At 62.7% G+C, this 26,842-nt stretch carries 15 protein-coding genes; 5 read left to right on the top strand and 10 right to left on the bottom strand.

Going from position 1 to position 26,842, the window contains the following annotated elements; all coding sequences use genetic code 11:
• Positions 1–71: 71 nt before the first annotated feature.
• The gene (locus tag I41_RS08645) at positions 72–1,544 is read right to left on the bottom strand and encodes an aldehyde dehydrogenase family protein (protein ID WP_145432166.1); all 1,473 of its coding nucleotides are present in this window, start codon (positions 1,542–1,544) and stop codon (positions 72–74) included.
• A 418-nt stretch (positions 1,545–1,962) separates the two neighbouring features.
• On the opposite strand from I41_RS08645, the gene I41_RS08640 reads away from it, so the two are divergent.
• Together I41_RS08640 and I41_RS08635 are read left to right on the top strand one after the other, a co-directional pair.
• Positions 1,963–3,369: an HD-GYP domain-containing protein gene (locus tag I41_RS08640; RefSeq protein ID WP_168206772.1), complete on the top strand. Its 1,407-nt coding sequence runs from the start codon at positions 1,963–1,965 to the stop codon at positions 3,367–3,369.
• A 294-nt stretch (positions 3,370–3,663) separates the two neighbouring features.
• The gene (locus tag I41_RS08635) at positions 3,664–5,127 is read left to right on the top strand and encodes a PQQ-dependent sugar dehydrogenase (RefSeq protein WP_168206771.1); all 1,464 of its coding nucleotides are present in this window, start codon (positions 3,664–3,666) and stop codon (positions 5,125–5,127) included.
• Positions 5,128–5,155: 28 nt separating this feature from the next.
• Here the strand turns inward: I41_RS08635 and I41_RS08630 are convergent, their stop codons facing one another.
• Positions 5,156–5,425 (bottom strand): hypothetical protein, encoded by a 270-nt coding sequence (locus I41_RS08630; RefSeq protein WP_145432164.1) that lies wholly within the window; start codon positions 5,423–5,425, stop codon positions 5,156–5,158.
• A 335-nt stretch (positions 5,426–5,760) separates the two neighbouring features.
• Here I41_RS08630 and I41_RS08625 point away from each other — a divergent pair, with 335 nt between their 5' ends.
• The 3 genes from I41_RS08625 to I41_RS08615 all read left to right on the top strand — a co-directional run bounded on the left by I41_RS08625 (position 5,761) and on the right by I41_RS08615 (position 10,031).
• On the top strand, positions 5,761–7,548 hold the full coding sequence (locus tag I41_RS08625; protein ID WP_145432163.1) for a hypothetical protein: 1,788 nt from the start codon (positions 5,761–5,763) through the stop codon (positions 7,546–7,548).
• A 511-nt stretch (positions 7,549–8,059) separates the two neighbouring features.
• Positions 8,060–8,617, top strand: coding sequence for a hypothetical protein (locus I41_RS08620; RefSeq protein ID WP_145432162.1), 558 nt, complete (start codon positions 8,060–8,062; stop codon positions 8,615–8,617).
• Between the two features lie 112 nt (positions 8,618–8,729).
• Positions 8,730–10,031 carry a tetratricopeptide repeat protein gene (locus I41_RS08615; RefSeq protein ID WP_145432161.1) on the top strand — a complete coding sequence of 434 codons (1,302 nt, stop codon included), beginning with the start codon at positions 8,730–8,732 and terminating at the stop codon, positions 10,029–10,031.
• A gap of 245 nt (positions 10,032–10,276) precedes the next feature.
• Here the strand turns inward: I41_RS08615 and I41_RS08610 are convergent, their stop codons facing one another.
• The 8 genes from I41_RS08610 to I41_RS08575 form a co-directional block, all read right to left on the bottom strand.
• Positions 10,277–13,924, bottom strand: coding sequence for an ATP-binding protein (locus I41_RS08610; protein ID WP_145432160.1), 3,648 nt, complete (start codon positions 13,922–13,924; stop codon positions 10,277–10,279).
• A 126-nt stretch (positions 13,925–14,050) separates the two neighbouring features.
• Positions 14,051–15,280, bottom strand: coding sequence for a metallophosphoesterase family protein (locus tag I41_RS08605; protein WP_168206770.1), 1,230 nt, complete (start codon positions 15,278–15,280; stop codon positions 14,051–14,053).
• A gap of 234 nt (positions 15,281–15,514) precedes the next feature.
• Positions 15,515–16,249, bottom strand: coding sequence for a DevA family ABC transporter ATP-binding protein (locus I41_RS08600; RefSeq protein ID WP_145432158.1), 735 nt, complete (start codon positions 16,247–16,249; stop codon positions 15,515–15,517).
• Between the two features lie 124 nt (positions 16,250–16,373).
• The gene (gene devC, locus I41_RS08595) at positions 16,374–17,528 is read right to left on the bottom strand and encodes an ABC transporter permease DevC (RefSeq protein WP_145432157.1); all 1,155 of its coding nucleotides are present in this window, start codon (positions 17,526–17,528) and stop codon (positions 16,374–16,376) included.
• Positions 17,529–17,740: 212 nt separating this feature from the next.
• The gene (locus tag I41_RS08590; protein WP_145432156.1) at positions 17,741–18,871 is read right to left on the bottom strand and encodes an HlyD family efflux transporter periplasmic adaptor subunit; all 1,131 of its coding nucleotides are present in this window, start codon (positions 18,869–18,871) and stop codon (positions 17,741–17,743) included.
• 113 nt (positions 18,872–18,984) lie between these two features.
• Positions 18,985–19,632, bottom strand: a complete 648-nt coding sequence (locus I41_RS08585) for a TetR/AcrR family transcriptional regulator (protein WP_145432155.1) — start codon at positions 19,630–19,632, stop codon at positions 18,985–18,987.
• Between the two features lie 236 nt (positions 19,633–19,868).
• Complete coding sequence (hydA, locus tag I41_RS08580) at positions 19,869–21,248, bottom strand: dihydropyrimidinase (RefSeq protein ID WP_145432154.1); 1,380 nt, start codon at positions 21,246–21,248, stop codon at positions 19,869–19,871.
• 266 nt (positions 21,249–21,514) lie between these two features.
• Positions 21,515–26,419, bottom strand: coding sequence for a S8 family serine peptidase (locus I41_RS08575; protein WP_145432153.1), 4,905 nt, complete (start codon positions 26,417–26,419; stop codon positions 21,515–21,517).
• Positions 26,420–26,842: the final 423 nt, after the last annotated feature.

Raw genomic sequence — 26,842 nt, 5'->3', positions numbered from 1 at the left:
AAGAACCCTCGCTGAGAGTTCAGCGAGGGTTCTTTCTCTTTCTCTGCACGTGACGACTTCTTGAATCTTCGCTAGGTCAGCGACACGGTCACCGTCTTCGTTTCGGTGTAGGCCTGCAGCCCGGCTTCGCCGAGTTCGCGGCCCAAACCGCTTTCCTTAAATCCGCCGAACGGCGCACCGGCGTCGAAGACGTCGTAGCAATTGATCCACACCGTGCCGGCCCGCAGTCGAGAGGCCAGGCGATGCGCCTTGGCGATGTCGCGACTCCAGACGGCAGCCGCCAGCCCGAAGTTGGTCGCATTGGCCCGCCGCGCGATCTCGTCGACGTCCTTGAACTTCAGCACGCTCAGCACGGGGCCAAAGATCTCGTCGGTGGCAATGCGCATGTCGTCCGTCACGCCAGCGAAAAGGGTCGGCTCGATATAAAAGCCTTCATCGCCGTGGCGTTTGCCGCCGGTCACGAGCTTGGCGCCATCCTGCTTGCCGTACTCGATGTACTTGAGGATCTTGTCGAACTGCGCCTTGTCGACTTGGGGGCCCTGCTCGGTCTCGGGGTCGAAGGGATCTCCCAGCTTCCGTTCATGGTTCTTCGCCTTCAGGCGATCGATGAACTCGTCGTACATCTTTTCTTGGACGAACAATCGACTACCGGCGCAGCAGCACTGACCCTGGTTGAAGTAAAGCCCGAAGTGGGCTCCTTCCACCGCGGCGTCGAGATCAGCGTCGGCGAGCACAATATTCGGGCTCTTGCCGCCCAGTTCGAACGTGACGCGCTTCATCGTTTCGAGCGCTTCGCGCTGAATGATCTTCGCCGTCGAACCTTCGCCGGTGAATGCAATTTTGTCGACGCCGGGATGTTTGACGAGCGCGGCGCCGGCGGTCGGACCAAATCCGGGGACGACATTGATGACGCCGTCCGGGATGCCCGCCTTCTGGGCGAGGCGTGCCATCCGCAAGCAGGTCAGCGGCGTTTGCTCGGCCGGCTTCATCACAATCGTGCAGCCGGCAGCGAGCGCGGGGCCCCACTTCCAAGCGACCATGAGCGCCGGAAAATTCCAAGGGATAATTTGGCCGACCACGCCGACCGGCTCCCGACGGGTGTAGGTAAAGTATTCGCCGCGCACCGGAATCGTGGCGCCCTGAATCTTGTCGGCCCAACCGGCGTAGTAACGAATGCAATCGATCACCAGCGGAATGTCGGCCCCGCGCGAATCGCGAATTGGCTTGCCGTTGTCCAGTGTTTCGAGCGCCGCGAGTTCGTCCGCCTCCTCTTCCAAGAGGTCGGCGAACTTGCTCATGAGAATGCCGCGATCGCGGGCGTCCATGCGCGACCATTCGCCGCCGTCGAATTGGGCTCGCGCCGCCTTCACCGCCGCATCGATGTCGGCCTTGTCGCCTTCGGCCACCTCGGCGACGACTTCTTCCGTTGCGGGGTGGACCGTCTCGAACGTCTTGCCGCTGGCAGCGGGGACCCACTCGCCGCCGATGAAGCATTGCGTCTGACGAACTTGCGGACGGGCGAACTTTTCAGTCACCGTGGCCATTGCGGTAGATCTCCTGCCTGGACTAGGGAGCGAGGCGAAAGCTTGTGATTAGCTGAAGGGCAACGAGCGACCGCCCGCGAAGACAAGACTCCAGCGCGTGCGGCGAGGCCGTCATTGTAGCACGGCGGCGCCCGTTGCAACCAGCGGGCGTCCTGCCGACCACTCCGGCCGACGCTCTGTCGCCGCGACTTGCGTCCCCCGTCGATGAATCGCCTGATCGCTCAGAACGCGCGGAGTGGGATTGTCCGACTCGCGACGATTTCAGCGAGCGTCTTTTGGTTGCCAGGCTGCGCGTTGCGGCAAATTGCGAGCTAGGTTTTGGTAGGGCAATTAATACGTACGGCAGATTTCGTAATGGCGGCGCGTGCGCGTACTCGCCGCCCGGACGTCGTCCGACGTCGCTGGTTCGGAGCAGATCATGTACATCAAACGGCGACAGGTCCTGGTCGCGATGCTCGTCATGAGCCAACTCGGCTGCATGACTTTCGGCGTTCTGTGGGCGTCGCATTGGCTGCACGAAGCCTTTAATCAGATCATCCATCGGTCTGCCGAGTCCCAGGCGCAAACGGTCGCGCTGTCACTGGCCCGCAAGACCGGCGACTTGCCGCCGACTGGTTCCCCGGAACGGCTGCAAGAGATCTTCGCTGAAGCAGATGTGCCGCATGACGGTTTCGTCACTGCGGTTCGACTTGACGATGGAGCCGTCGCGGCGAGTTCGCGCAAGGCCCCCGCTTCGATCAATTCGTCCGCTCCCCTGTCGAGCCAACTGCTCAACCGGGGCGCCGACTCGCAGACATTGCTGGCAGCAATCCACAGCACTGAAAATAGCGATCAGGTTTTCGTCAGCGGCACGATGGTCGTCGACGAACGGACTTATGACGTCACGGCGCTGGAACTGCCCAAGCAAAACACCGCCATCGTGGTGGCGATGTCTGAGGCAAGTTTGGATCATCTTGTCGCGCAGCTGATCACGCCGCTGATCCACGTGGGCTTTGTGCTGACGGGCGCCGTCGTCGCCGCCACGGCCCTCTGCACAATCTTCTTGGTGCGGCGGTTTGACAGCACGCTGCTAGAAGTAAGCTCTTCGCTGGAACGCGAGGTCATCCGGCGGACCCTGGCGCTGCAACGGAGCCGCAACGCCGTCGTCTTCGGACTCGCCAAACTGGCCGAATCGCGCGACAAGGACGCGGGCCAGCATTTGGAACGGTTGCGAACGTACGTCACCGTGCTCGCTTCGGAACTTGCCAAGCATAATCCGAGCATTGACCACCACTACGTCGCCAACCTGGCCATCGCGTCGGCGCTGCATGACGTCGGCAAGATGGGCGTCCCCGACGCGGTGATCCTAAAGCTCGGCAAATTGACCGCCGCCGAACGTCGGTCGATGCAGATGCACACTGTGCTCGGCGACGAATGCCTGGCGTCGGTCGAACGGATGTTCGGCGATCACGACCAGTTCCTAACGCTCGGCCGCGAAGTTGCCGCCGCGCACCACGAACAGTGGGACGGCAGCGGCTACCCCTACGGACTGCAGGGCAAGGAGATCCCACTGTCCGCCCGCATCGTCGCCCTGGCCGACGTCTACGATGCCCTCACGTCTCACCGCGAGTATCGGCCGGCGGCCAACCACGCCGTAGCGCGGGATTGGATCGTGTCGCACTACGGGTCGCAGTTCGACCCTGAAGTCGTCGAGGCGTTCATCGCCCGCGAAGCCGACTTCGCAAAGATCAGCCGGGTGACGGCAGAAGCCGACGCACGGCGTCTCGCCGCCGACCAGTATCCGGCGCCCGCGGCGGCGCCTTCGGCTCGCGACCCAGTCGCGTAGCGGCCGCTCGGCGCGTCGTTTGCACCGCGCAGGCAGGGAATTGCTTGCTTCGGTCGCGTTGCGGCCTGATACTGGCATGACCAGCGGGCCGCTGGGTGCAAACATAGGATCGACGCCATGGTTTCGTTGTCATTTCCGGGGTCGCGGTGCTCATTGCGCGTCCATTCTGTTAAGTCCGCTTACTCCCTGCTGCGAGGACTGTCGTTGGCAGCGGCAGCGGGATGCTTTAGCGCGACTACCGCGGAAGCCGGGCTTGCCGGCCGGCAACGAGTCGCGACGGGATTGAGCGCGCCGATGTTCGCCACGTTCGCCCCCGGAGACTCTACGCGACTGTTCATCGCCGAGCGGGGCGGGCCGACAAACAGCGCGTCGGCGTCCGCAGCGATCAAGATTCTCGATCTTACCACTGGCGTGCTGCAATCGACGCCTTACCTGACGATCACCGGCATCAACAACAACGGCGAAGGGGGTTTGCTCGGCTTGGCCTTCCACCCCGACTTCCAATCGAACTCGAAGTTTTACGCCTACGTCACGGCCAACGACTCGGTCGCCAACACGCCGTTCAGCTCGTACATCCGCGAGTACACCGCGCCGAGTCCGACCTCGAACACGGCGAACGCAACGTTCACGCCGGTCCTGGAGCTGACTCAGCCGCAAGACAATCACAATGGCGGGTTCATCGGATTCAGTCCCAACGACGGCTACCTCTATATCATGCTGGGCGACGGCGGCAGCGGAAACGACCAAGGCACGGGACACACCGAACCCGGAGGCAATGCACAGGATATTACCTCGAATTTTCTTGGAAAGGCCCTGCGCATCGACGTCGATCGCGATGACTTCCCGGCCACGAATCGCAACTACGGCATTCCATTCGATACGGCCGAGTCGCCTGGCAATCCGTTCGCTCCCGCGACGCCCGGGGCAACCAATCCGACCGGCGACGACGAGATTTGGGCGTATGGCCTGAGAAATCCCTTCCGAGCCGGGTTCGATCGCGCAACGGGCGATTTATGGATTGGCGACGTCGGTCAGAGCGCCCGCGAGGAGATCGACTTCCAACCTGGGAGCAGCCAAGGAGGCGAGAACTATGGTTGGCGGCTACGGGAAGGCTTCATCGCGACGCCCGGCGTCGGAGGCGAGAAGCCGGCCGACGCCGTTGACCCGGTTTACGACTATGTGCGTTCCGGAGGCAACGTCAATTTTCAAGGCTCCACCGTCTTCGGCGGAGTTCCCTATCGCGGCCCTGATCCGGAGTTACAAGGCTTCTACTTCTTCGGCGATACCGCGAGCAATCGCCTCTGGATGCTTAAGCCCGCGACGCAGACGACGCCGCAAGTGGTCGAGTACATTACCCCCCTACTGCCGACTGACGTGGGATCGCCAAGTCAACCAGTGGCGATCACGGAGGATGCGCACGGAAACCTCTACATCACGTATCTCTCTGGCAGCGTGTATCGCATCGTGACCGACGCGCTCACTCCCGGCGACTTCAACGCGGACGCCCAAGTCGACAGTGCCGATCTTGCCGTATGGAATACGGGGTTCGGCCTCGCAACCGGCGCGCAGCCCAGCGACGGCGACGCGGATGGAGACGGCGACGTCGACGGAGCCGACTATCTCGCGTGGCAGCAGAACTTTGGTTGGTCGGCGCTCAACGTTGGCGAGGCTGCAGCGGCCGCCGTGCCCGAGCCGACAGGCCTCGCGACCCTGGCTCTCGGCGCAGCGGCCCTGCTCGGAAGGCGGAAGCGGGCGTAGGCGCCGGTTGCGGGGCGAGTGCCCAGGCCTACGCGTCGTCAAAGTCCGGATCGTCTGCGAAGGGCGAGTCTTCGTCCTCGTTGTCGGCCTCGATCACTTCCTCGGGCTCGGCGCCGCCGAAGGTGTCCGGGAACTCGTCGTCCTCGGTGAGGTCGTCTTCCCAGTCCTCCTCGAAGTCGTCGTCGAAGTCGTCGTCGAAGTCGTCCTCGTCGAAGTCGTCGAACGGATCATCGCCGGTGGCCGTTTCGGCCGCGATCGTCGTCGTCCAGTCGTCGCGGCGCTCGGGCAGGTCGCCCAAATTCGTCATCCAGCGCGAAGCCCCAGCGAAGATCGGAGCGGCTTCCCCCGCGGGCGATCCCAATATCGACTCTGCCGAAATGGCGCAGACCATTGCTTGCAAACCTTCGAGGGTACGGAAAATCGTGCCGCCTGTCGTCGCCGGGGGCGGTGGGCGCCGCCTGATCGACTCCACAACGATAGCATGAACCGTCCAGAATCGCTCCCCTGGGGTTTCCCGTCAACCGCCGAGCGGGTGCTGGCAGGCTGTCTAGGCCGTTTTTCGCCATTCCGCTAGACTGGACCGCGTTCGCGCGAATCCCGCTCGCGCCGCATGGATGTACAAGGACGATCGAAATGGACGGAGCTGCGCTCTTGGCGTTATTGGCAGCGGTCGGTTTTGGCTGGCAGCCGATGCCCGACGGCAGCGAGCGGTACGAATATATCGTCCAAGTCGACCAGGATCTCGCGGCCACGCTCGCTGCCGGCAAGTCGATCCCGATCGTCGGCGAGGTTCCGGAGGGAATTCATCCCATCGGACGCGTGCGAATTATGGTCGGGTCTGGCGACTTGCCGCGGGAGCGGCTGGTCACGCGACTGAAACCGGTCGTCGTCGCTGCTGCTGGCGAATCGTCGCGCGAGGCTTCGATCGTCGTCCGCGGGCAGAACGCCGTCGCCCCGGCGCAGTACAACCAGTACGCGACGCCGCTGGTCCAACAACCCCCTGCGAGCCAGCCGTTGGCCGACGCCGCGTCAGCGGCGGCCTCGGCGTGGAATGGCGGCGGCGCCAGCGCGCCCGCGCCCTCCAGTTCTCAACTATTCGACAGCGCGACATCGGCGGCGCAGCAGGCTTGGAACGACAACGTGGCAGCTCCAGCCGCCAATGCGATGAACGCGGCCGGCCAAAATCTGAGTAATCAGGTCAATTCCTCTCTTCAGCAGGGGATCGACAGCGCCTCGGCCCAGGCCCAGCAAACGTGGAACAACGCCAGCCAGAACCTTCAAGGCGCCGCGTCGTCGTTAGGAGATCGCACAAAAAGTCTCGTCAACGAAGTGGCCCAACCGCTGTCGCCGCAGCCCGCGCAGACGGCGCGGGGGCTCCGCCAACAGCAGCCGGCGAGTCCAATGGCCGCCGTGCCGCCGCCGTCGACCGGAGCGGCGGCCGTCCCGCCGGCGTACGGCTCGACTACGCCGCCGCCGTCAACGTGGAATCAACCGACGCCGCCCGCAACGAACTCCTCGCGCAGCGGAGTTGATCCGTCGATGGCGTCATCTTCGCCCACGGCCGCCAATGAGTGGAACAACGCCTCGGTCAACGGCTTTCCGACTGGCGCGCCGTTGGCCCAGCCGACGCTCGGCAACAGCGGCGTCCCTGGTTCGCCCTTGCAGCAGTCAGCGCCACAGCCGATGGCTTCGTCGGCAGCAGCCATGAACGATTGGAACAGTTCCGCTGCATCGACGCCCCCGGCCCCAGTCGCTGGCCAACCAGCCGCCGCGGCAAGCGGCGGCTTCGGCGGCAACGACCCGTGGCAAGGCGTGCCCGACCCGCGCACGCCGGCAACTTCCGCGGCGTCGCCCGGCGGCAGTGTGGCGGGAAGCCCAGCGACGCCGTATCGGGGCGCTGGGGCGACCGTCTTTCCCGCAACTCCGCCGTTGAACGCCGGCGCGCTCGGCGCAGCGACGCCGAACAGTTCTCCCCCCAACGCCGCGACGCCCAGCATCGACTCGCGCATGCTGACACAGGCAGCGGACCGACCATTGGATAGCTTGACGGTGCCAGTCGGTTTGGGCGGCGTGCCGGCGACGAGCGCGTCGTCTGCTCCAAGCGCGCCGCCTGCGGCTCCGCACAACATTTTTGCCACGAACCCACAAAATCCGGCGTCGACGCCAGCCGCGACCAATCAACCGGCCGCGAATCCGCCGTCAGCGAATGCTGCCGGCGCTGGCAATGCTGCGAACGCGGCCGGCGCTGCGGCCAGCGGCAAAGACAACGCGGTCGTCACGCTAGTTGCGTGGGTGCTGCTCTTCGGCTCGGCCTTTGGCAACCTCTACCTCTTCTGGAGCTACCTCGACGTGCGGCAGAAGTACCGCTCGCTCGTTCGCAAGACGGCCCGGGCCGTCGGCAGCCGATTCTCCACCGCCTGATCGTGGCAACGCACGGCGAGCCGAAGGGCCACGCCCTCCGAGCGAATCGCCGACCCGCTCAGCACTGCGGCTCGGACCGCGTGGCGGTCCGGCTAGTCGGCTGCCTGTTCGCTCAGTGACGTTTGTCGTGGGATGGCGCGACATCGATTTTGGCGACAAAAATCGGGCGCTCGTAAAGCGTTTGTCATGCTAGAGTTACCATTCTGTCGCCGTGCTGCATCGGCTTTGTGTCGCGACAGAATGGAGGTCGCGGGATTGCTTCCGCGAACGTCCCGTCTCGCCGTAACGTGACTCGCGCGCTCCAAATGCGCGTAAGGCAACGATGGCCCTTTTGAAATCGAGGGCGCCTGCGAGCTACATCGGTTGCCAAAGAACTAATGTATACTCCCGTTCACTATTTCGCAGTTGATGGCCAAAAGCAAGCATCTTCCGCAAGCGTTCCGCGGAAGCGGAACGGTGAGTCGGTCATCGGTGCGCGGCGATCCGAGCTTCCCATCGGTAGACTAAGGGCGTGTTGGAACCGGACCCGCAATCATTTCGATTCTCGCTGCGGCGATTGCTGACGATCGTGGTCGCCATCGCCGTGGGCGTGGCGCTCTACCAAGCGGCATTTGGCCCGCCATCAATGTCGCGTCTCTTTGGCGGTGCGGAAAACTTGGCGATCGTCCGCGAGTCGACGCGGGTGGAGGCGTATCGGCTCGTTCCGCCGCCGGGGAGCCGGCCGAATGAGGACGATCTTTCGCCGTTCGATTTCAACGTCGTTGCGGGGCCGGTGGTTGTGCCGGCGGAGATGGCGAACGATTTGGCGACGACATTGCTCTCGCCCAACACCTACGATTGGGACGCGGCGAAGGCGTGCGGCTATCCTGTGTACGGCGTGAAGTTATCGTTTTTTCGAGGGAACGACCGCGTCGACGTCTTCTTTTGCTTTCAATGCGCCGACTTGGCGGTGACGCGCGACGGCGAGAAGTTTGGCATCGGCGATTTTAGTCCGCAGGAACGGCCGTTCGTTGCGGCCGTGAAGCAGTTGTTTTCGGATGACGCGGGAATTCAGGCGATTCGCCCTTAGCCGCACTTATTTTGGACTTCTGAGTAGCATCAGCGGTTCTTCCGCCTCATAATTCCTGGCATAGGGCGTTTAGGCGCATTCTCGCTCGCAGACGCTGCCGTCGGCCTCTCCCATGACCGATTTTATACCCTCGCAAAAGTACGACGCCGCCGCTGCGGATTATTTCCAGCAAGCGAAAGCGGCATTCAAACGAGGCGAGTTGGATCATGCGGAAGAACTGTGCCTGAGATCAGCCAAGATTTATGAAGAGGCCGAGAATGACGAAGTCGCGAAAGTCTACAGCAAGTTGGGCGCTATCTCGTATTGGCGAGGCGACCTTAGCGCAGCGGAGCAGTGGTATTGGAAGTCGATCAAGATCGACGAGGGAAACAAGAATTACCGAAGTACGGCGGCGACGTACCATGCCTTAAGCAGCGCGTTTTTCTCACGGGAAGATTACACGACTGCCGAGAAGTGGCTTCGCAAATCGATTTCCATCAGCGAGCGATACGGCGATGAATTGGTCGCGTCGCCGTGCTATCACCAATTGGGAACGATCGCATACAAGCGTGAAGATTTGGATGCCGCTGAGGGCTGGTATCAGAAATCGATTGCGATCGATGAGCGCCATGGCAAGGAACATGGCGCGGCGAAGACATATAACAATTTGAGTGCGGTTGCCAATGCTCGAGGAGATTTCGAATCGGCGGAGCAATGGCTGTGGAAATCAATCGAAATTAAAGAGAGATTGGGCGACCTTTGCGGCGTCGCAGCTAGTTACTCCCAACTAGGGATAGTCGCCTACTCGCACGACAACTTTGCAGCTGCGCAGAAGTGGTATTTGAAATCGCTCGAGATTGAAGAAAAACTGGGTAACAAGAGGAGCATGGTCTATACGTGCTTCGGCCTATGTACGAACGCACAAGATCAGGGAGACGACGAAGCTGCTGAACAATGGATGCGAAGAGGACTCGAAATCTGTCGCCAAGAAGGGAAACCAAATGAAGTCATCACCCTAGGCAGACGCGCTGAGGAGGCTCTCAGGTTCGAGTTTGCTGAGAGGCTATACCGAGAGTCGCTGGAGATTGCGAAGGAATGTGAAAACGAGCCGGCAGAGGCGTCTAGCTATCGGCGTCTGGGGCATCTTGCCGTTCAGCAACGCGACCTGGAGGCCTCCAAAGATTGGTTTAGGAAAGCACTAGGCGTGTATCAGAAGCGTGGCGACATGGACTCGGCTGCAAAATGCTGCCTGAGTCTTGGCAACCTCTGCTTATCAAAAACTCCCGACAATAAAATTGACTTCGCGGCCGCGCAGCAGTGGTTTCGCAAATCGCTTGAACTTAATCCGAATGCGACCTGGCGGGAGAGGATCGTCCTTTATGCACGGCCGTGGCGATACCGGTTGCGTAGCCTACTCGCTAGGCTGGGACGTTAACACTAGGGGCGATTCGATTACGAACGAGGACAGACGAATATTTGCGTACCCTCTCGTGCCAGTAGAGACGGTGCCGAATACTGGGTACTACGTACGGTAGACTGTCGTTGGGAGTGGTCGCGACGCTCGGCCGCAAATGAACGTCCTGTTGCGACAGGGCGTCGGTGCTATCCGTTGGCGGCGCGGTTTGCCCCCGGCTTGAAGAGCCGGGGGCTAAGGGGAACTTCAACGGCGCTGCGGATTGGTTAGGCTCGGCGCGGTTCTAGGTGATCACCGCGACGGAGATAGTTCGGCACCGCGTGATGGCGACGGGAGCCGCTTTCGGCGCGGCGGCCGAGGGCTTCGTCGGCGTTGACGATGAACGCCAGGGCGCCCTCCCCTTCCGTCGGTTCGTCTTGGTAGTTGTGCGCCGGGAGGTCGAACGAGTATTCGTGGAACTCTGAAGGGGGTTCGACTTCGACCGCAGCGGGGGCGACGGCGATGGGGGCCGGTTTGGGGGCGGGGCGTTCTTCGATGATGCGTTCGATGAAGGGGTAGTCGTAGAGGTCCCGCGCGGCGACCGGGATCGGAGCGGGGACTGCGACCACCGGTCGCGGCTTTTTTGCGGGTTTCTTTTTTGGTTTGGGGGGGGCGATGATTGGTTCTTCGAGGACCACGGGCTCCGGTTCGGCGACGATGACCGGGGCGACGACTGGTTCGGGTTGGCCGCGGCGGACGGGGATGCGGCGGCAGTCGCCGTCGAGCTTGCGGAACATCTCCCACATGTGCTCGTGGCAGGTGAAGAAGAAGAGTTGATGGCCGCCAGCGGCGAATTCGCTGAGGACTTCGGCGGCGCGGCGGGTGCGCTCGATGTCGAAGTTCACCAGCACGTCGTCGAGGACCATCGGCACATTGACGCCGCGGCGGGCGAAGTTGGCGACGAGGGCCATGCGCACGCTGAGGAACAATTGTTCGCGGGTGCCGCGGCTGAGCACGTCGACCGGCAGCGATTCGCCAGCCGCGTTGTCGACGAGCAGAATGTCGTTCGACAGCGGCGTCCAGATGCGCTTGTACTGTCCGCCGGTGAACTTGGCCATGTAGCGCGAGGCCTCGGCGAGCGTCTCGGGCTGGCGGTGGGCTTCGTAGTCGGCGCGGATCCGTTCAAGGACCCGGTTGACCGTGGCGTGACGGCGCCAGTCGGACTTGGCTTCCTCGAGTTGCTTCTCGACGACGCTGAGATCGAGCTGCCGTTCGGCGAGCGAGCGATCCTTGGCGAGTTCGGACTGTTCGCGGGTGTGCGAGCCGCGTTGCTCGGCGAGTTCTTTGAGTTTGTTGCCGGCGGCTTCGAGGTCGGCGGTCGCTTGTTCCCAGAGCTGGTCGAGCGTGCCGATCGAATCAGGGGCGAGGAGATTGTTGAAGACTTCCTCGGGTTCGTGGCGACCGATGGCGGCGATGATCTCGCGGCTGACCGCGTCGCGCTGTTGCGAGAGGAGCGCGTGCTGGTGCTGGTCGGCGGCCATCATGCGATACTCTTGTTCGTCCTCGCAGCCGCCGGCCTGGAACATCGCGGCGCGGCGCCGTTTGAGACTGACGATCGTCTGGAGATGCTTTCCCTCTTCGGCTTTGAGTTCCTTGGCTTTCGTGGCGAGCTCTTCACGGCGCTGCACGTCGCCGAGCTGGCGGCGGCGTTCGGTGAGGAGGTGGTCGAGTTGGTCGAGGGGGTTGGCGAGGAGTTCGGTCGCCTGGTTGCGATCGATGGTTTGGGGCGCGGTCTGGTTGGCGACGCGCTCCGCTGACGCGTCGCGGCCAACGGCCTTGGCGGGAGTGGGTTTGAGGACGCAGCCGACTTCTTCGGCGAGATCGCGGATGCGGCGGAGCAGCGTTTCGTGTTCGCGCTGGCGGGCGGCGGCGTCTTCGCGGCGGTGGCGAGCGCGGGCCTCGAGATCGGCCAGCTGGCCGTAGCGGTCGGTGACGCTCAGCAGCAGTTGAGGATCGAGGTCGGCCGGCAAGCCGAGGGCGGCGATCTTCGACTTCCAAGTGGCGAGCACGGCTTCGCGCTCGCGTTGGGCTTGCTTCAGGCGCGTCTCGGCGTTGGCGACTTCGCCGCCGGCTTGTTTGCGTTGGGCTTCGACCGGCAGGACGTTTTCGAGTTCGGCGAGGTGACGTTCGGCGGCTTGCATGCGGAGCACCACCGAGCCGTCGGTCATCGGCAGTTCGGCGTCGACCTGCGCCTTCTCGCGTTCGGCGTCGGCGATTTGCTTGGCGACGACTTCCATCTGACGTTGGCAGGCGTCGAGCTTCTCGGCCGCGGCGTCGTCGGCGAAGTACTTAAAGACCCAGGCGAAGGCGGCGCCGCCGATGCCCACCAGCGCGACCAGTCCGCCATACTTGCCGAACGGCGACTGCGGGACGAGCGCCCAAACGCCGAGCATGAGGGCGCCGATGACGAACGTCGCCAGCAGCCAGCCGAAGAGCCAAAGCGGCATCACCTGGTCGTCGAGCAGGTCGTGGCTCTGCTGTTCAAGCTCGACTTCATGCTGCCGAGCTAGATCGAGACGCTGCTCGACGGCAAGTCGCTTGCGGAGGCGGGCGACCAGGTTGCTCGCCTCTTGGAGGTCCATCGGCAGGCCATGCGATTCGCCGCCGACGATGGCCGTTTCGATTTGCGTGCGGAACGAGCGTTCGCTCTCCGTAAGTAGGTCGACGTCGCGTTGGGCCTGCTCGAGCCGTTTCTGGGCGAGGCGGAGGGCGTCGATTTGCGGTTGGAGGGCTTCGAAGTCGCTCTCGTCGAGTTCGGTGAGGCGGCTGGCGTCCTTGACGCCGAGGGCTTCGGCGAGCCGCTTTTGCTCGGCGGCGAAACGGGTTTCGTAGCTTTTGGCTTCGCGTTCGAGTTCGTCTTGTTGCCGCTGGAGCGATTGGAGCCAGTCGCGCTGCTCGCCAAGGGCGTCGATCCGTTGGGCGTTGCGGACGAGCAGTTCGTTGATGCCGAGGCGTTCGGCCTCGTCGCGCAGCTGGTGGCGCTGGCCTTGGAGCACGTCGGACTGGCGCTGGTGCTTTTCGATGTCGGCGTTGATCGCGTTGAGGCGCTCGATCGCGTCGGCCGGCAGCGTGACGCGGCCGCTAAGGTGCATCAGCTGCTCGTCGAGCTTCTCGCGTTTGCGCCAGTTCGGCTTGAGGCCGACGGCAATTTCGATCGTGCGGGCGTGGTGCTCGGCTTTGCGAACTTGCGATTCGACGGCGACGATCTGGTCGTCGAGTTCCTTGATCTTCACCGCCAGTTGCGACCAGAGGCGGTTCTGCTCGCGGAGGCGATCGACTTCGGCGCGGAGGCGATCGCGGTTGGTCGTGAGGCTGACGATGCGCGACGTTTGGCCTTCGTCGTTGAGCAGAGCGTGGCGATTGGCGCGGAGTTCCTGAATGACGTCGAACAGGCTCACCCGGTCGAGGCCGGAGGTGAGGCGGTAAATCCACTCGGCCGCTTTGCTGCCGGAGAGGCTGCCGAGCTCGTGGATTTCGTCGAGGCCGACGGCAAAGACGTTGGTGAAGGTCGGCTCGTCGACGTCGCCGAGCGATTCGCGCAGCAGGCGGTCGCCGCCGCTGGCGCCGTCGGGGGTGGTGCAGATGACGCGGCCGACGTCGTCGGGCCCGCGATCGGCGATGCGGGCCGCGCGAAAGCGGAGGTCGCCTTCGACGATGCCGAGCGTGCCGCCGGGCCGGCCGCCGTCGAGCGGCGGCAGGTATTTCTTGCGGCGCTCCGGCGACATGCCGTAGAGGACGCTCCGCATGAACTGCATGACGGTCGTCTTGCCGGCTTCGTTCGGGCCGTAGAAGGCCGTCACGCGGCGGGAGAGGCCGGTGAGCTTCAGGTTGTTCCAAACGCCGAAGCCGTCGATTTCTAGGTCGGTGATTTTCATGGTTCGCGATCCGTGCTGGCCATTGCGCCGCGGGGATTATTCCGCGGGGTTCGCGGAGCGAGCTCCGCGGCTAAATGTGCGTTAAGGGATTGAAGATCAATCCACGGGTTTATCGTTAGGAGTTTGTTACTCCGTCTCCTCGTCGAGAGACATCAGGTCCATGCTGAGCTTCGACGCCGCGACGAGCAGCCCTGCTCTGTCGGCTTTCGAAACCTTGGCCAGCTCGGCCATGGGGCTCCCCTTGAGGCTGGCGGGGAAAAATTCTTCCAGATCGAGCGGGATGTCGTCGCTCTCTTCTAGTTCGCGAAGCTGCCGCAGCACGTCGCCGCGGATCGTTTCCTCGTCGTACCATTCTTCGGGAACGCAGAGGGGCTCGTCGCATTCGATCGCCACGCTCCAGACGGCGGGCGACTTCTGGCCGTACTGATGACGGAGCTGGCTGACGATCTCGTCGCTGAGGCCGCCCGGGCGGAGTTCGTTCAGCAGTTCGCCGTCGCCGGTGATCTGCCAGGTGACGAGCAGGTCGCGATCGGGATGCTTGCTCTTGAGGTTGTTCACGCGGACGTCGAACTGCGGCATCAGCGTCTTCACGTCGGCGCCGGCGGTCAGCTCGATTGTTTCGGTGATGAAGCGGACGACGTCGACGGCGACGAAGTTCGTCTTCACGTGGCCCGATTCGTCGACGCTCACGACGGTGCAGCCGAAGGCGCCAGTCTCTTCCGGCAGGCGGCCCTGCGGCGTGCCGGCGTAGTGGGCGATGCCGGGCGATTGGTCGACGGTTTGCCGACGATGCTGGCCGCCGAGGGCCATGTAGTGAACGCGATCACCTTCGCTGCCGGGCGCGGCGGCGGTGCCATGGGCGACGCCGATCGTGAACAAGCCCTTCGCATCGCGATGGAAACCGCTGTCGTCGACCGCTTGGCCAGGGCTGCGGCTGATGCCTTGCACGCGGGCGATCGTCTTGTCGTTGCGTTGATGTTCGAAGTTACCGACGCGGCCCGACGGAAAGCGGTGGACGTTCGGCGGAAGCGTCGCGGTCACCGGCCACGCGTCGACGGGATCGACCTGCCCGCCCGCCCAGTAGACGGCGATGTTGTGGTCGGCGAGGCGGCGAAATTGTTCGAGGAGAAACACAATCGCCCGCGGTCCGGCCCTATCAAGATGAACCACGTCGCCCGAGAGGAGCAGCGCGTCGGCGCCTTCGGTGAGCGCGGTCTCGAAGATCTGCTCGGCGGCGAGGTAGGGCGCTTCGAGGAAAGCTTCGCGCAGATGATCGGGGATTTCGGACACGCCTGTCAGCGGGCGCTCCAAATGTAGATCGCCGGCATGAACGAACCGGAGCGGGGGCTGCGACACTCGACGCCTCCTTGCGTACGAAAGTGGGTCGGCCGCCGCGCACGTGGGAGCGCGCAGCGACAGCTATTGCGGGGCGGGTAGTTTAACCTAGGTTGGCTGCGGGACCAACTTCAGGTTCTGGGGGGTGCTAGCAGTGGTCGCGGTGGAAGGTGTCGGGAGCCTGTTGCCACTGGGTGGCGTACTTTTGCGTTGAGAGTTGCCATTGGCAAAAGGCTCCCGACACCGTTAGGTCACCTATTGAGCAGGCTCCACAATTCGCCCATCTTCCATGTGGATCACTCGGTCGGCCACGTCGAGCACCCGGCTGTCGTGGGTCACCATCAACACGGGGCAACCCTGCTCGCGGGCGAGCGATTGGAGGAGGTCGACCACCGCCCTGCCCGATTTGCCGTCGAGGGCGGCGGTCGGTTCGTCGGCCAGAATCAGCTGCGGACCGGCGACCAGTGCCCGGGCGACGGCGACGCGCTGCTTCTGCCCGCCAGAGATTTTATCCGGCATATAGTCGAGCCGGTCGCCGAGGCCCACCAGCTGAAGTATCTTGTCTGCCCGTTCGGTCGCTTCGTCGACCGAGACGTTGGGATGGAGTTCGAACACCAACTCGACGTTCTGCCGCACGCTCAGAAACGGCAGGAGGTTGTGAGCTTGGAAGATGAAGCCAATCTTGCGGCGGACGTCGACCAGTTCGTCGCGCGTGGCGCCGTGGAGTTCGTGACCCAGAACGTAAAGCTGCCCCTCTTGCACGTCGCGGAGGCCGGCGATGAGCGTTAGCAGCGTCGTCTTGCCGCTGCCAGAGGGGCCGGTGAGGAGGACGACTTCGCCCGGGTAAATGCTGACGTCGACGTCGAACAGGATTTGCTTTTTGAGCTCGCCTTCGCCGAAGGAGTGGCAGATGCCGCGGCCGGTGACGGTGGGGGCAGTATTGGAAGCCACCGGCTCTGCCGGTGGACGCGTTGAGGTGGAAGTTTTCATAGGACTGCTCACATTTCAGCCCCTGGCACCGCCAGGGATAGCGTCAAGTTGGGCAACGCCGACCGGAATGGAAACCTACCCCCGGGCGGAGCCAGGGGCTGCAAGGGGATTGTCGATTCGCATACTAAAACACATCCGCAGGTTGAGCGGCACGGAGTCTGCGCACCGCGACGGCGCCGGAGATTAAGCACATCACCAGCGTCGCGGTGAAGACGCCGAGGACGCGTTGCCAAGTCATATCGAGCGGCAGCGCGGTGGCGTTGCGAGCGACCTCGTACAACCCCCACGCCAGCAGCACGCCGGGCCAGTAGCCAAGCGCGGCGAGAATCACTGCCTCTTTCAGCACAAGCCGCACGAGATAACTGTCCGTGAATCCCATCGCCTTCATCGTGGCATACTGCGACAAATGATTCGACACGTCGGTATACAGAATCTGGTAGACGATCACGAAGCCGATGCAGAAGCCGACCACCGTGCCGAGCGTGAAGACGAATCCCACCGGCGACGAACGGGCCCAATAATTGTGCTCGAACGCCAGGAACTCGTCGTGCGTCAGCACCACAGCCTCGGCGCCGACAAGCTTTTGCAATTCCGGCTGCACCGACTTGGGGTCGACGCCGGGCTTCACATGGACGAGCCCCAGGTCGGCGCCACTCTTATTGCGATTGGGGAACATCCGAAAGAAATTCAAATCGCTCGTAAACAGGTTGCCGTCGATGCCGAACGAGTTGCCTGCCTGAGCGAGGCCGACGACGCGAACGCGACGACGGTTGACTTCCACCTCGACGTTCTCGCCGCGATTGAACGCTTTGGCGACGGGTCCAAAAATCGGCTTGCTCTTCGAGTCATAGATAACGGCGTCGGTGCGACGGATTTCGGGCCAACTTTCGGCAAGTCCCGGTAGCCTGAGCGGCGGATCACCCGGCTCGATGCCATAGACGAAAATTGACTGCTCGCCGCGCGTCCATGGATTGTGCCACGGCATCGTGGCGAGGTAGATCGCGCGGACCGAATCGACCCCTGGGACCGACGGCATGCGATAAAGGAGCACGTGCGGAAACTGGGCTGTGCGAAACATCGCCTGAGTTTGCGGGCTGATCACCACCAGATCGGCGTCGATTTGCCGCGGGACAATGAGGGCGCTCTGGAAAGCCGCTTGCATGAAGCCAAGTTGCATCAGCATGAGCAGCACCGCGACGACGACGCCGGCAACCGCGACGATCAGTTTGACGCGGCCGTGGCTCAACTGCAGCCAAGCCAGCGGCGCTCGGGCGGGCACGGAACTACTCCTCGGAAGGATTTACTAGGCGGGATTTACCACGACGGCACAAAGAGCACGACGGGGGAGAAGAAAGCGGAGCAAAGTGGAACCGCCGATGGACGCCAATGAACGCAGATGATTTCTGTTTTATTGGCGTTTATCTACGTTCATCCGCGGTATCATATCTCCTGCATTTCGTCGTGTTTGTCGTGCCGTCGTGGTTCAAGTTACTACTTTGACGGCGAAGTTTGGCTGTCGATCGTTACTTCAACGCGGGCATTGGATAGTCGTTCAACCGTGCGGGCGTCTTCCGGTTTGAGCCGCACGCGGACTTCGACGACGCGGGCGTCGGTATCGGCGACTGGGTCGTTGGCGAGGACGTCTTTCTTGGCGACGATCATGCCGATCTCGGCGACTTCGCCCGCAAGCTTCTCGCCGGCGCCGGTGAAGAGCTTCACAGCGGCCGGTTGGCCGAGGCGGACGCGCGGCAGATCGGCTTCGTAGACCTCGGCGACGGCGTACATTTCGCTGGTGTCGCCGATCTCCAGGATACCGTCGTCGCTGATCCGCTCGCCGGGGCGAACGCAAATTTTCAGGATGCGACCGTCGATCGGCGCGCGAACTTCGGTCATCGCCAGTTCCGCACGTGCCATCGCGAGCGAGGCCGTGGCCGCGGCGATTTGCTTCTCTTGTTGCTGGACGTCGACGGCACGGACCTCCCCCAGGCTCTCCAGCGTCGACTCGGCATGCTTCAAATCGTCGCGGGCCGATTCGACCTTCAACTTGGCGTCGTCGAGTTCCGCGGCAGGCGCGGCGTTGCGGCTGACCAACCGTTCGCTCCGCTTGAGATCGCTCAGCGATTCGTTGAGCACCGAACGAGCGCGACTAACCATCGCCTGCTGGGCCGCCAGATCGCCTGGCTTGGCGCCGGCTTTGATCTGTTCGAGCTTGGCCTGTTCAACTTCGACGCGGGCTTCGGCCTCGGCGACCGCCGCTGAGCGCCGTTCATAGTTGTCGAGCACCGCCAGCACGTCCCCCGAACGGACTGCATCGCCTTCAGCGACCAGCAGCCGCTCAACGCGTACCTGCTCCGTCGTCGAAGGCGCGGCCAGTCGAATTACTTTCGACTTCGGTTCGAGGTAGCCGAGTGAATGGACGTTGAGGATGACGGGCGCCGCCGCGACAACTGGAGCCGGTGCGGTTCTGCTCTTCCAGACGCCGGTCGCCACGGCGACTACGGCAACGACGACCACCGCGGGCACGATGATGCGGCGCGAGCGGCGGCGCGACTTGGCCGGGGTAACCTCCGGCGTCGTCAGTTCATCGGCCGTGGTGGTAGGTTGATTCCAAACCGCGTCCATCGTCCCCTCAACTCTCGTGGGCAAACAACAACGTTCGTCAATCTCAGCGCGGGGTCATTCAGAGCGAAGCGAAGAATCTGGCCCTTCGTTTCGCGCCAGATCCTTCGCTTCACTCAGGAGGACAAATTCAGAACTCTCTCTAAATCGTTACCCTCGGCAATTTCCTCGGCCGTCCGCGGGCGCGACCGACGGCGCAGCTCAGCCACGACGGCGTTCCACATCGGCTCGCCCTGACGGGCCATTCCGAACAGTTCCCAGAGGAACAGCCCGTCGGCGGCCAGCCAAGTGACGATTTGCTCGACTCCGCCCGGCTCGGCCTGGACGCGATTGCGCATCCGTTCCATGAACGGCTTGATGACGTTCAGCAGCGCGGGGTTCGCGGCAAACGCCGCCAACATCGCCAGGATAAATTTGTGCGTTAGTTCCGGCGGGAGGCCGTGAGGCGCCCCATTGGCGTCACTTGCCTTATCTGGCTCGGAGGCAAAGACCATGTCGATCATTGCCCGCACCCAGCGGCGGTCGGCCACCGGGTCGTTCGCAATCCGGGTAATGAGCCCCTGCTCCACCTCGGCGGCGAAGTGCTCCATCATGCGAGTGAGGAGCTCGTCCTTCGAGGCGAAGTGGTAGAGGACCCCCCCCTTGGTGATTCCCGCCTCGGCCGCAACCTTGTCGAGCGTGGTCGCGAATAGACCATCACGACCGGCAACGCGGATCGCGGCTTCGAGGATGGCGTTCGGGGTGGTTGCGGGAGGGCGGGCCATGGAATTACTGATCGGCGTTAGATACTGCCGGGTACACCTTAACTATACCGTACGGTATGTTTGAGGCAAGAGTTTTTTGGCGCAGAAGCGATATCTATATGTATCTCGTTACTGGAAAAGGACTTGCGATTCAGAGTCCGGCATGCCCTCGAAGCGCATGGTTGCCCCATCGCAACGTTCATCACGCTCTTCAAGGCGTGCCACCCAGCCGTGAAAACCGGGGCCTATTCGTCAGTTCAGAAATGCGTCGCCGGGCGGGCGAGAAACTGGCCCGAGCCCAGGTTGCCGACGAATTTGCCGTCGCAGACTTGGATTTGGCCCCGGACGGTGACGATCGTTGGGCGGCCTTCCAGATCCCAACCTTCGAAGGCACTGTAGTCCACCGCCATCTGCTGCGTTTGCGCGGAGATCTTGCCGCGGTAGGCGGGGTCGTAGACCACTAAGTCGGCGTCGCTACCGACGGCGATCGTTCCCTTGCGGGGATAAAGGCCGAACAGCTTGGCCGCCTGCGTGCTCGCCGCATCGACGAGCGTCGGCAGGTCGATTCGCCCGCGGCAGACGCCGTAGGTGTAGAGCAGGTTGATCCGATCCTCAACCGACGGGATGCCGTTGGGGATCTTCGTAAAATCGTCGCGCCCCATCTCTTTTTGCCCGTGGAAGTCGAACGGCGCGTGGTCAGTCGCCACCGTGCTGACGAGCCGCGAGCGGAGGGCGTTCCAAAGCACTGGCTGATGCTTCACGTCGCGCAGCGGCGGCGACATGACGTACTTGGCGCCTTCGAAGTTCGGCCGCTCGGCGTAGGTTTTGTCCACGACCAGGTAGGGGATCACTGTCTCGACCCACGCCTGCACGCCGCGGAGTTGCGCCTGTTGGACCGCTTCGAGCGCTTCGCGACACGAGGTGTGGACGCAATAGACGTGTGCGCCGGTCATCTCGGCGAACGTCATCAGGTGATGTACTCCCTCAGCCTCGACCTGCGGCGGGCGAGAAGGTTCGTGCCACTCGGGTCCCGTTTTGCCCTCGCTCAGCAACCGGCGCTGCAGTTCGCTCACTAGCGTTTCGTTCTCGCAGTGGGCCGTGACGATCAGTCCCAATTCCTTCGCGAGCTTGAGCGTCTGAAACAGCTCGCCATCGTCGATGCCAAAGGCCCCCTTGTAGGCGAGGAACACTTTTAGCGACGTCACGCCGCGAGCGGCGATCTCGCGAATGGCCGCCTCGGTCGTCTCGTCGAAGCGGGAGATCCCCATGTGAAACGTGTAGTCGCAGGCGCTCTCCGCGCCCTTCGACTTCCACAACTCGAACGCTTCGAGCGGATCGTCGCCTCGGGCCGGGCAGCACATTTCGATGAGCGTCGTCGTGCCGCCGACCAGCGCCGCGCGACTCGCCGTGGCGTAGGTGTCTTTGGCGAACGTCCCCATGAAGGGTAGGTAGATGTGGACGTGCGGGTCGATAAACCCTGGGAAGACGAATTTTCCCGATGCGTCGATGACGTCAGCCCCGGCCGGCTTCGCGAGCTTCGGCCCCATCGCGGCGATCACTTCGCCTTCCACGAGGACGTCGCCGACAAAGTCGTCGCTGGCGGTGACGATGCGGCCGTTTTGGATCAGCAGGCTCATCGGGCACTCCGGGTGGAAGACTTAACCGCCAAGGACGCCAAGAGCGCCAAGGAAATACAGAATGCTGAAACCGTGGATGAACGCGGATAAGCGCAGATTAAAAAATCTGTGTGACCCAAACCTATTTGCGTTCATTGGCGTTCAACGGCGGTTCTTCCTCAATTGACCAAATAAAAAAACCGGCGAGGCCTAAGGGCCCGCCGGTTTATAAGCTATTCCAATCGACTGTGAATAGGGCCTCAGACGCGACTGGCCCCCATCATTTCTCAGCCGCGCGGCACTTCGAAGTGATCGGCGAACATCGCGAAGGCATCGTCCGCATCGGTCTCTTCGCTCGCTGCAGCGTCGGCTTCGACCTTCAGGCCCTGGCGGCGGCGCGAACCGAACAGGTCGTCAAACGCCCGATCGCGACGGACCGATTCGAAGTCGAAATTGTCGACTCGGTCGGCGACGTCGTGCAGCAGTTCCACGACGAAGTCGCGCCCTTCCTCCAACCGATCGTCGAGCGAATCGGCCCGCTGGCGAAGCCGTTCGGCGACGTCGTTCAGCTTGCCGGCAATGGTCGCCCAGTTCGGTCGCGACTCGAAGCGAGCCGTCGCGTCGTTGGACATGACTGGGCTGACCGACGTTAAGCCAAGCGACGAGCCCGTTGAACGCAACGCACTGGAGAACGACTGGTCGGCGGCGGCCGTGAACGTGCTCACGCCCTGAAATTCGACGGCGAGCGTTTGCGGCGCGTCGCTGTAGTCTTCCTCGATCGTCAACGACGCGACCGCGACTACCGAGCCGAAATCAATCTTCCATTCGTCCAGATCGTACTTGTCGACGTCGCCGTCGCCATTGGTGCTTCCCTGGGCCTGGCCGGCGCCCGAAGTCGCGCCAAAATGGCGCTGCCACGTGAGGAAGTCCATGCCGTCGACGCGACCATCGCCGGTGAAGTCTGCCGGCAGACCGACAATCGCTGGGATCGCCGGCGGGGCCACGGGCAGCAAGTAGTCTTCGACCTCGCCGATTTGCGCCTCGCCGAAGATACTGTTGAGCGTCTGCTCGCCGTAACGGAAGCGGGCGTAGACGTTCGCAACATTAACGCCCGCGGGGACGTTGATGAACAACTGGTTGGCGCCGGCGCTGAGCAGCACGTTGTTCGACGGGCTGCCGATGCCGCTAAAGACCAGCCGCTCATTGGCGTCGTCGAAATCGCCGTCGCCGTTCCAGTCAATCCAGCCTTTGAGGTAGCCGTTGTTGCGGCTGGCGGTCGCGATGAGGCGAACCGTCGAACCGGCGACGATCGGATCGAACACGATGCCGTCCTCGTCGTCGAAACCGCTAGTGTCATCACCGTCGGCATTGGCGGTCGGATTGCCGTTGAGCTCGCCGTCGATCGTCGAGCCGAGGAAGTAAACGCCCTTCTTATGGCGGGCGCCGTTCTGGGCGGCGGTCGTGGCGCCGTAGCTGGCCGGCAGGTCGCCGTAGTCGAGCGTTGCGGTGTCCTTGATCCCAAACACCAAACTTGAAATCGTGCTGCTTCCGGTCAACTGCACGGTGTAACGGCCCGCCGTCGGCGCCGTCAACTGGAATGGCGAGGGGGTCGCCACCCGCACCACGCGTTGGCCAGGAGCGACGTTGGTAAATATGTACGCTCCATGCTGATTCGTAACCGTCGAGGTATCGCCGGCGTCGAGGACGCCGTTGTTGTTGGCGTCGATGTACACCGTGAAGCCTGGAGCGCCCGGTTCGCTCGCTTCACGCTGGCCGTTCGGCGAGGCCCCCTGATCTTGGAAGATCACGCCCATCAAAATTCCGGGCTGATTGATCCCGCCGCCGCCAATGTTGTCTGCCGGCGGCTTGATGTAGAAATCGAGGCCAGTGAATTCGTCGCCCGGAGTGACGTATCTTGTATGGATCTTGGCGGCTGGATTGGTTGCCGTCCACTGCGCCGGGGGAACGATGCCGACGTTCATCACGCCAGCCGCGGTGGTCGGGACGACGAGATTGTAGGCGCCGCTCGCGTTAGTCGTGACCACGATTTCGCCGGCGTCGCGCAATCCGTTTCGATTAACGTCGCCAAAGATGGTCGAGTTGGGCAGGGCGATATCGTTCCCGTTGAAAATGCCGTCGCCGTTGGTGTCAGCGTAGACGACGCCGCTAAATTCGACTTGCTGGGCCGGCGGATCGCCCGGATCGAGCAGGAAGTTGATGCCCTTCATCCCAGTGACTTGCTCGTCGCCATTGTCGTCGAGCCACGCCACGGGCACGCCGTTAGCGTCGACGACCGTCTCCGTCGGGCTGCCCGGAACCTTGTCCCAGACCTTGAAGTAGTCCTCGGTAATGAGCCATTCCGACTTGTAGTCTCGCAGACGACCGGCCGGAGTAAGCGCGTCGTTCTGCGCGACGCGACCTTCCGGATCCTCGATCGAAATGATGTAGTCGTCCGGAACAAGGTCGAAGTAGTAGTTGCCGTCATGCCCGGTAACGAAGCGGCCCACGACGACGTTGTCGCTTGCCCGCCGCGCCACGACGGTCACGTTTCCGGCGAAGGATTCCTGGGTCAGGTCGACTTGGTTGATCACTTCTCCAAGGCGAACGATCGAGGCATCGCCGTCGAGATCGACGGTCGATTGAATCACGCGGCTGAAATTGAACTGGTCGTCCCGATTGTCGTCGACGCCGACGAAGCCTTGAATTCGCTGCGTACTGGCGTTGATTGGACTGCCGTGGAACGCTACTTCGATGCCGGCGAGTCCGAATTCGGTCTGGAAGTCGTAATTCTCGATGACCACCCGCCATCCCTGCGTCAGCGCCTGACCGGCCGTGCGGTCGGGACCACCGAATAAGCCCAACTCGTCGATCGCTGGCTCGCCCGTCACTGGGTCGTAGACGATGGCGTCGTTGGCGCGTTCGCCCCAGTTGCGATTCGTGCTGAACGTCCACACCAAGTTGCCGCCGGTCGTGTCAACCGAACCAGGCGTGCCGTAGACGATGGCGTTGCTGAGGGGCTCCAACTGGAAACTGAAAGGATCGCCGGGGTCTTCGATCCAGTAGTCGTTCAACTCCGACTGCGTTCCCTCGGGCGAGACCAGCATGATGCGCAGATGATCGAGCGCATCAACCGTGCCGCCGGTCAGCGACACCTTCACTTCCACCGTTTCGACCCGCATGTTGTTGTTGGCGGGAACGTTGAACTCAATCGAAGAATCTCCGCGATAATTAAAGTCTTGCGTGAAGTCGGGGTCGTCGACGAAAAACTCATTCCAATAGTCGATGAACCCACCGCCGTCGGCGCCGCCGATGCCGCCGGGAACGATTTGATATCCGCTATCCTCGCTTCCTTTTTCAGCAGCGGGAATATTCAGCACGAACCCCACGCCCGGCCCTTCGACGTAGGAGGTGAAGGTCAATTCGGATGGCAGCGTTTGCTCTTTCGTCGACCATTGCTCGGCCAGCCGCACGGCCATCTCGGCGTCGACGACGCCGTGAGCGTACCCAACTTGCTCACCATAGTATCCAACGCCTTGGCTCACCGTGTAGCCCGAGCCATTAGTCAGCTGAAAGGGCGTCGCCACATAGTGGTCGGGATTGAGGCTGGTAAGGCCGTTAGCGGTTAAGAACGCGTTAGGATTGAGCGTCGGCGCCATGGTCCGCAACAGCGGATCGACGGGGACGCCCGTCACGAAGAGATCAGGATCGTGGAAAACGGGCACCTGGTTCACGATCCAGGTATTTTGCGTCCCGAAGCCGGAGCTTTGGCCCTGGCCGCTTTGCGGCACGCCGAACTGAGCATTCTGGCGCGCCGAGCGGACTAGAATCTCCTGAACGTCCCGCCAGGAGAGATTTGGATTTGCCTCGAGCATCAACGCGATCACGCCCGACACCAGCGGAGCTGACGCGCTGGTTCCGTTCATCCGCGACGTGTAGTCAGTATTGCTCAAGAAGTCGCGATCAAAGGGATAGAACGGATCCTCCGTTTCCTGCCCGGTGATTGGATCGGGCGCGGCGTTGAACCCGTCTTCGCCGGTCAGGTCGGTGGTGATCAGACCGCTGCCGATGCCGCTATCGTTGGTAATGACGGGACCCGCGTTAGAACCAGTCGGGGCCGCGACGAGCACCGAAGACGATACTTCCGGATAGACCGTGATGGTGCCGTCGACATTGTTATAGAAGCCGTCATGGTCGACGCCGGTCACCCCGATCGTGTACCGCGAGTTCACCCAGCCGTTGTAGGCGGCGGAGTCGAAGCCGCCGATACTCGTAAACCCTTCGTTGAAGGCCGGACCGCCGTCGTTGCCCGCCGAAAATACGTGGACGACGCCCAGTCCGCCGCGTCCGAAGATGACGGAATCACGCAGCGCCAATAACTCGGCGGCCGTCGGACCCGCCAGTCCGCGGACAACGCCAGGTCCCCAGCTGTTATTGGTAATATCGATGTCTTGAATGGCGTGACGGAAAGCGTCGATAAAGGCTTGCTCCGTCTGCCCGACATCGATCAGCCGGATCGGAACGAGCGACACGCCGGGAGCGACGCCGACGCCGCCCAGCCCATTGTTCGCTACTGCTCCAATCAGACCCGCAACGGCCGTACCGTGCGCGTTGATCGGGTTCGCCACGTTGGGACTGCCGTCGCCGTTGATGCTGAGCGCGTCGAGCGCAAGCCCTAGGTTGATGTTGGCCGCGAGGTCGGGATGATTCAGCTGGACGCCGCTATCGATCACGGCAACCGTCACGCCGGCGCCCGTGTAGCCCATGTTCCATACCGGCGCGACATTGATGTCTTCGCCGGGGACGCCGTAGATCGCCTGAAAGTCGGGGTTGCCGACTTGTTGCCCCGAATTAACTAGATGCCATTGCTGGCCGAGATACGGATCGGTCGGGACCGAATTGGTGACTGCGGCCGTCGACACGCTGGAGTTAGTGAGAATCGACTGCCAGTAGAGTTCCCGCGCCAAAGTGTCCAACATCCCCTGCGTGCTGCCGCTCGATATCGTGCCTCCTGTCCAAGCTGAGGGGGAATAGTTGGGGGAAGCCAGCGGCGTCGCCGACATCACCTGCCGCGCTTCCAGCGACTCAAAGCCGAGTTGCTTCTTCCGCTTCCGGCTCACTCCGGTTGGACGGCGCTCCTTCGGGGCGCGTGTTCCAAACAGGCTATTCAAGCGACGAGGCTGGGGGTGCGACACTGATGCGTCCTCTGGAGTCCGAGACGGCCGTGCATGGGGAGAGTCGTTCGATCAAGAATCCGCCAAGAGCGCCAACGAGGCGCGCCTGCTGCCGCAGAAAACTCTGCCGCCGTGATTCATGACCGGGGGAGTTCGAAGTCCCGCCGCGCTGGCAATCTCGTCGAAAGTAAGAGTCTGTTCCGAAACGAATTGGTCTGTTGAATGCATATCTCTCCCGAGTCTTCGCGGCGCTACGGCGACGGCGCGGTTGCGGCGATCGGCGACGTTTAGTTCGCCCATCTTCCACGCGACTCGGCGTTCACGCGTTCGACGTCCGAAGTCGCTCGCGTGTTCCCCGCTGGGGCTCATATTTCCCCCTCGGCGCGAACACGAACTCGCACACGGGGACCAGAGCTGGCGTCCTGGAGAGGCTTGTCCTCAACG

The sequence above is a fragment of the Lacipirellula limnantheis genome, assembly GCF_007746075.1.
GTDB classification, from domain to species: Bacteria; Planctomycetota; Planctomycetia; order Pirellulales; family Lacipirellulaceae; genus Lacipirellula; species Lacipirellula limnantheis.
The sequence above is the reverse complement of the archived record's forward strand: the minus strand, read 5'-3'. Positions and strand labels throughout refer to the sequence as shown.

Excerpts from the sequence above, each read along its gene's own strand:
- I41_RS08615 (WP_145432161.1), top strand. The coding sequence starts at position 8,730 with ATGACCGATTTTATACCCTCGCAAAAGTACGACGCCGCCGCTGCGGAT.
- hydA (WP_145432154.1), bottom strand. The coding sequence starts at position 21,248 with ATGAGCCTGCTGATCCAAAACGGCCGCATCGTCACCGCCAGCGACGAC.
- I41_RS08610 (WP_145432160.1), bottom strand. The coding sequence starts at position 13,924 with ATGAAAATCACCGACCTAGAAATCGACGGCTTCGGCGTTTGGAACAAC.
- I41_RS08640 (WP_168206772.1), top strand. The coding sequence starts at position 1,963 with ATGTACATCAAACGGCGACAGGTCCTGGTCGCGATGCTCGTCATGAGC.
- I41_RS08645 (WP_145432166.1), bottom strand. The coding sequence starts at position 1,544 with ATGGCCACGGTGACTGAAAAGTTCGCCCGTCCGCAAGTTCGTCAGACG.
- I41_RS08600 (WP_145432158.1), bottom strand. The coding sequence starts at position 16,249 with ATGAAAACTTCCACCTCAACGCGTCCACCGGCAGAGCCGGTGGCTTCC.
- I41_RS08590 (WP_145432156.1), bottom strand. The coding sequence starts at position 18,871 with ATGGACGCGGTTTGGAATCAACCTACCACCACGGCCGATGAACTGACG.
- I41_RS08625 (WP_145432163.1), top strand. The coding sequence starts at position 5,761 with ATGGACGGAGCTGCGCTCTTGGCGTTATTGGCAGCGGTCGGTTTTGGC.
- I41_RS08635 (WP_168206771.1), top strand. The coding sequence starts at position 3,664 with ATGTTCGCCACGTTCGCCCCCGGAGACTCTACGCGACTGTTCATCGCC.
- I41_RS08585 (WP_145432155.1), bottom strand. The coding sequence starts at position 19,632 with ATGGCCCGCCCTCCCGCAACCACCCCGAACGCCATCCTCGAAGCCGCG.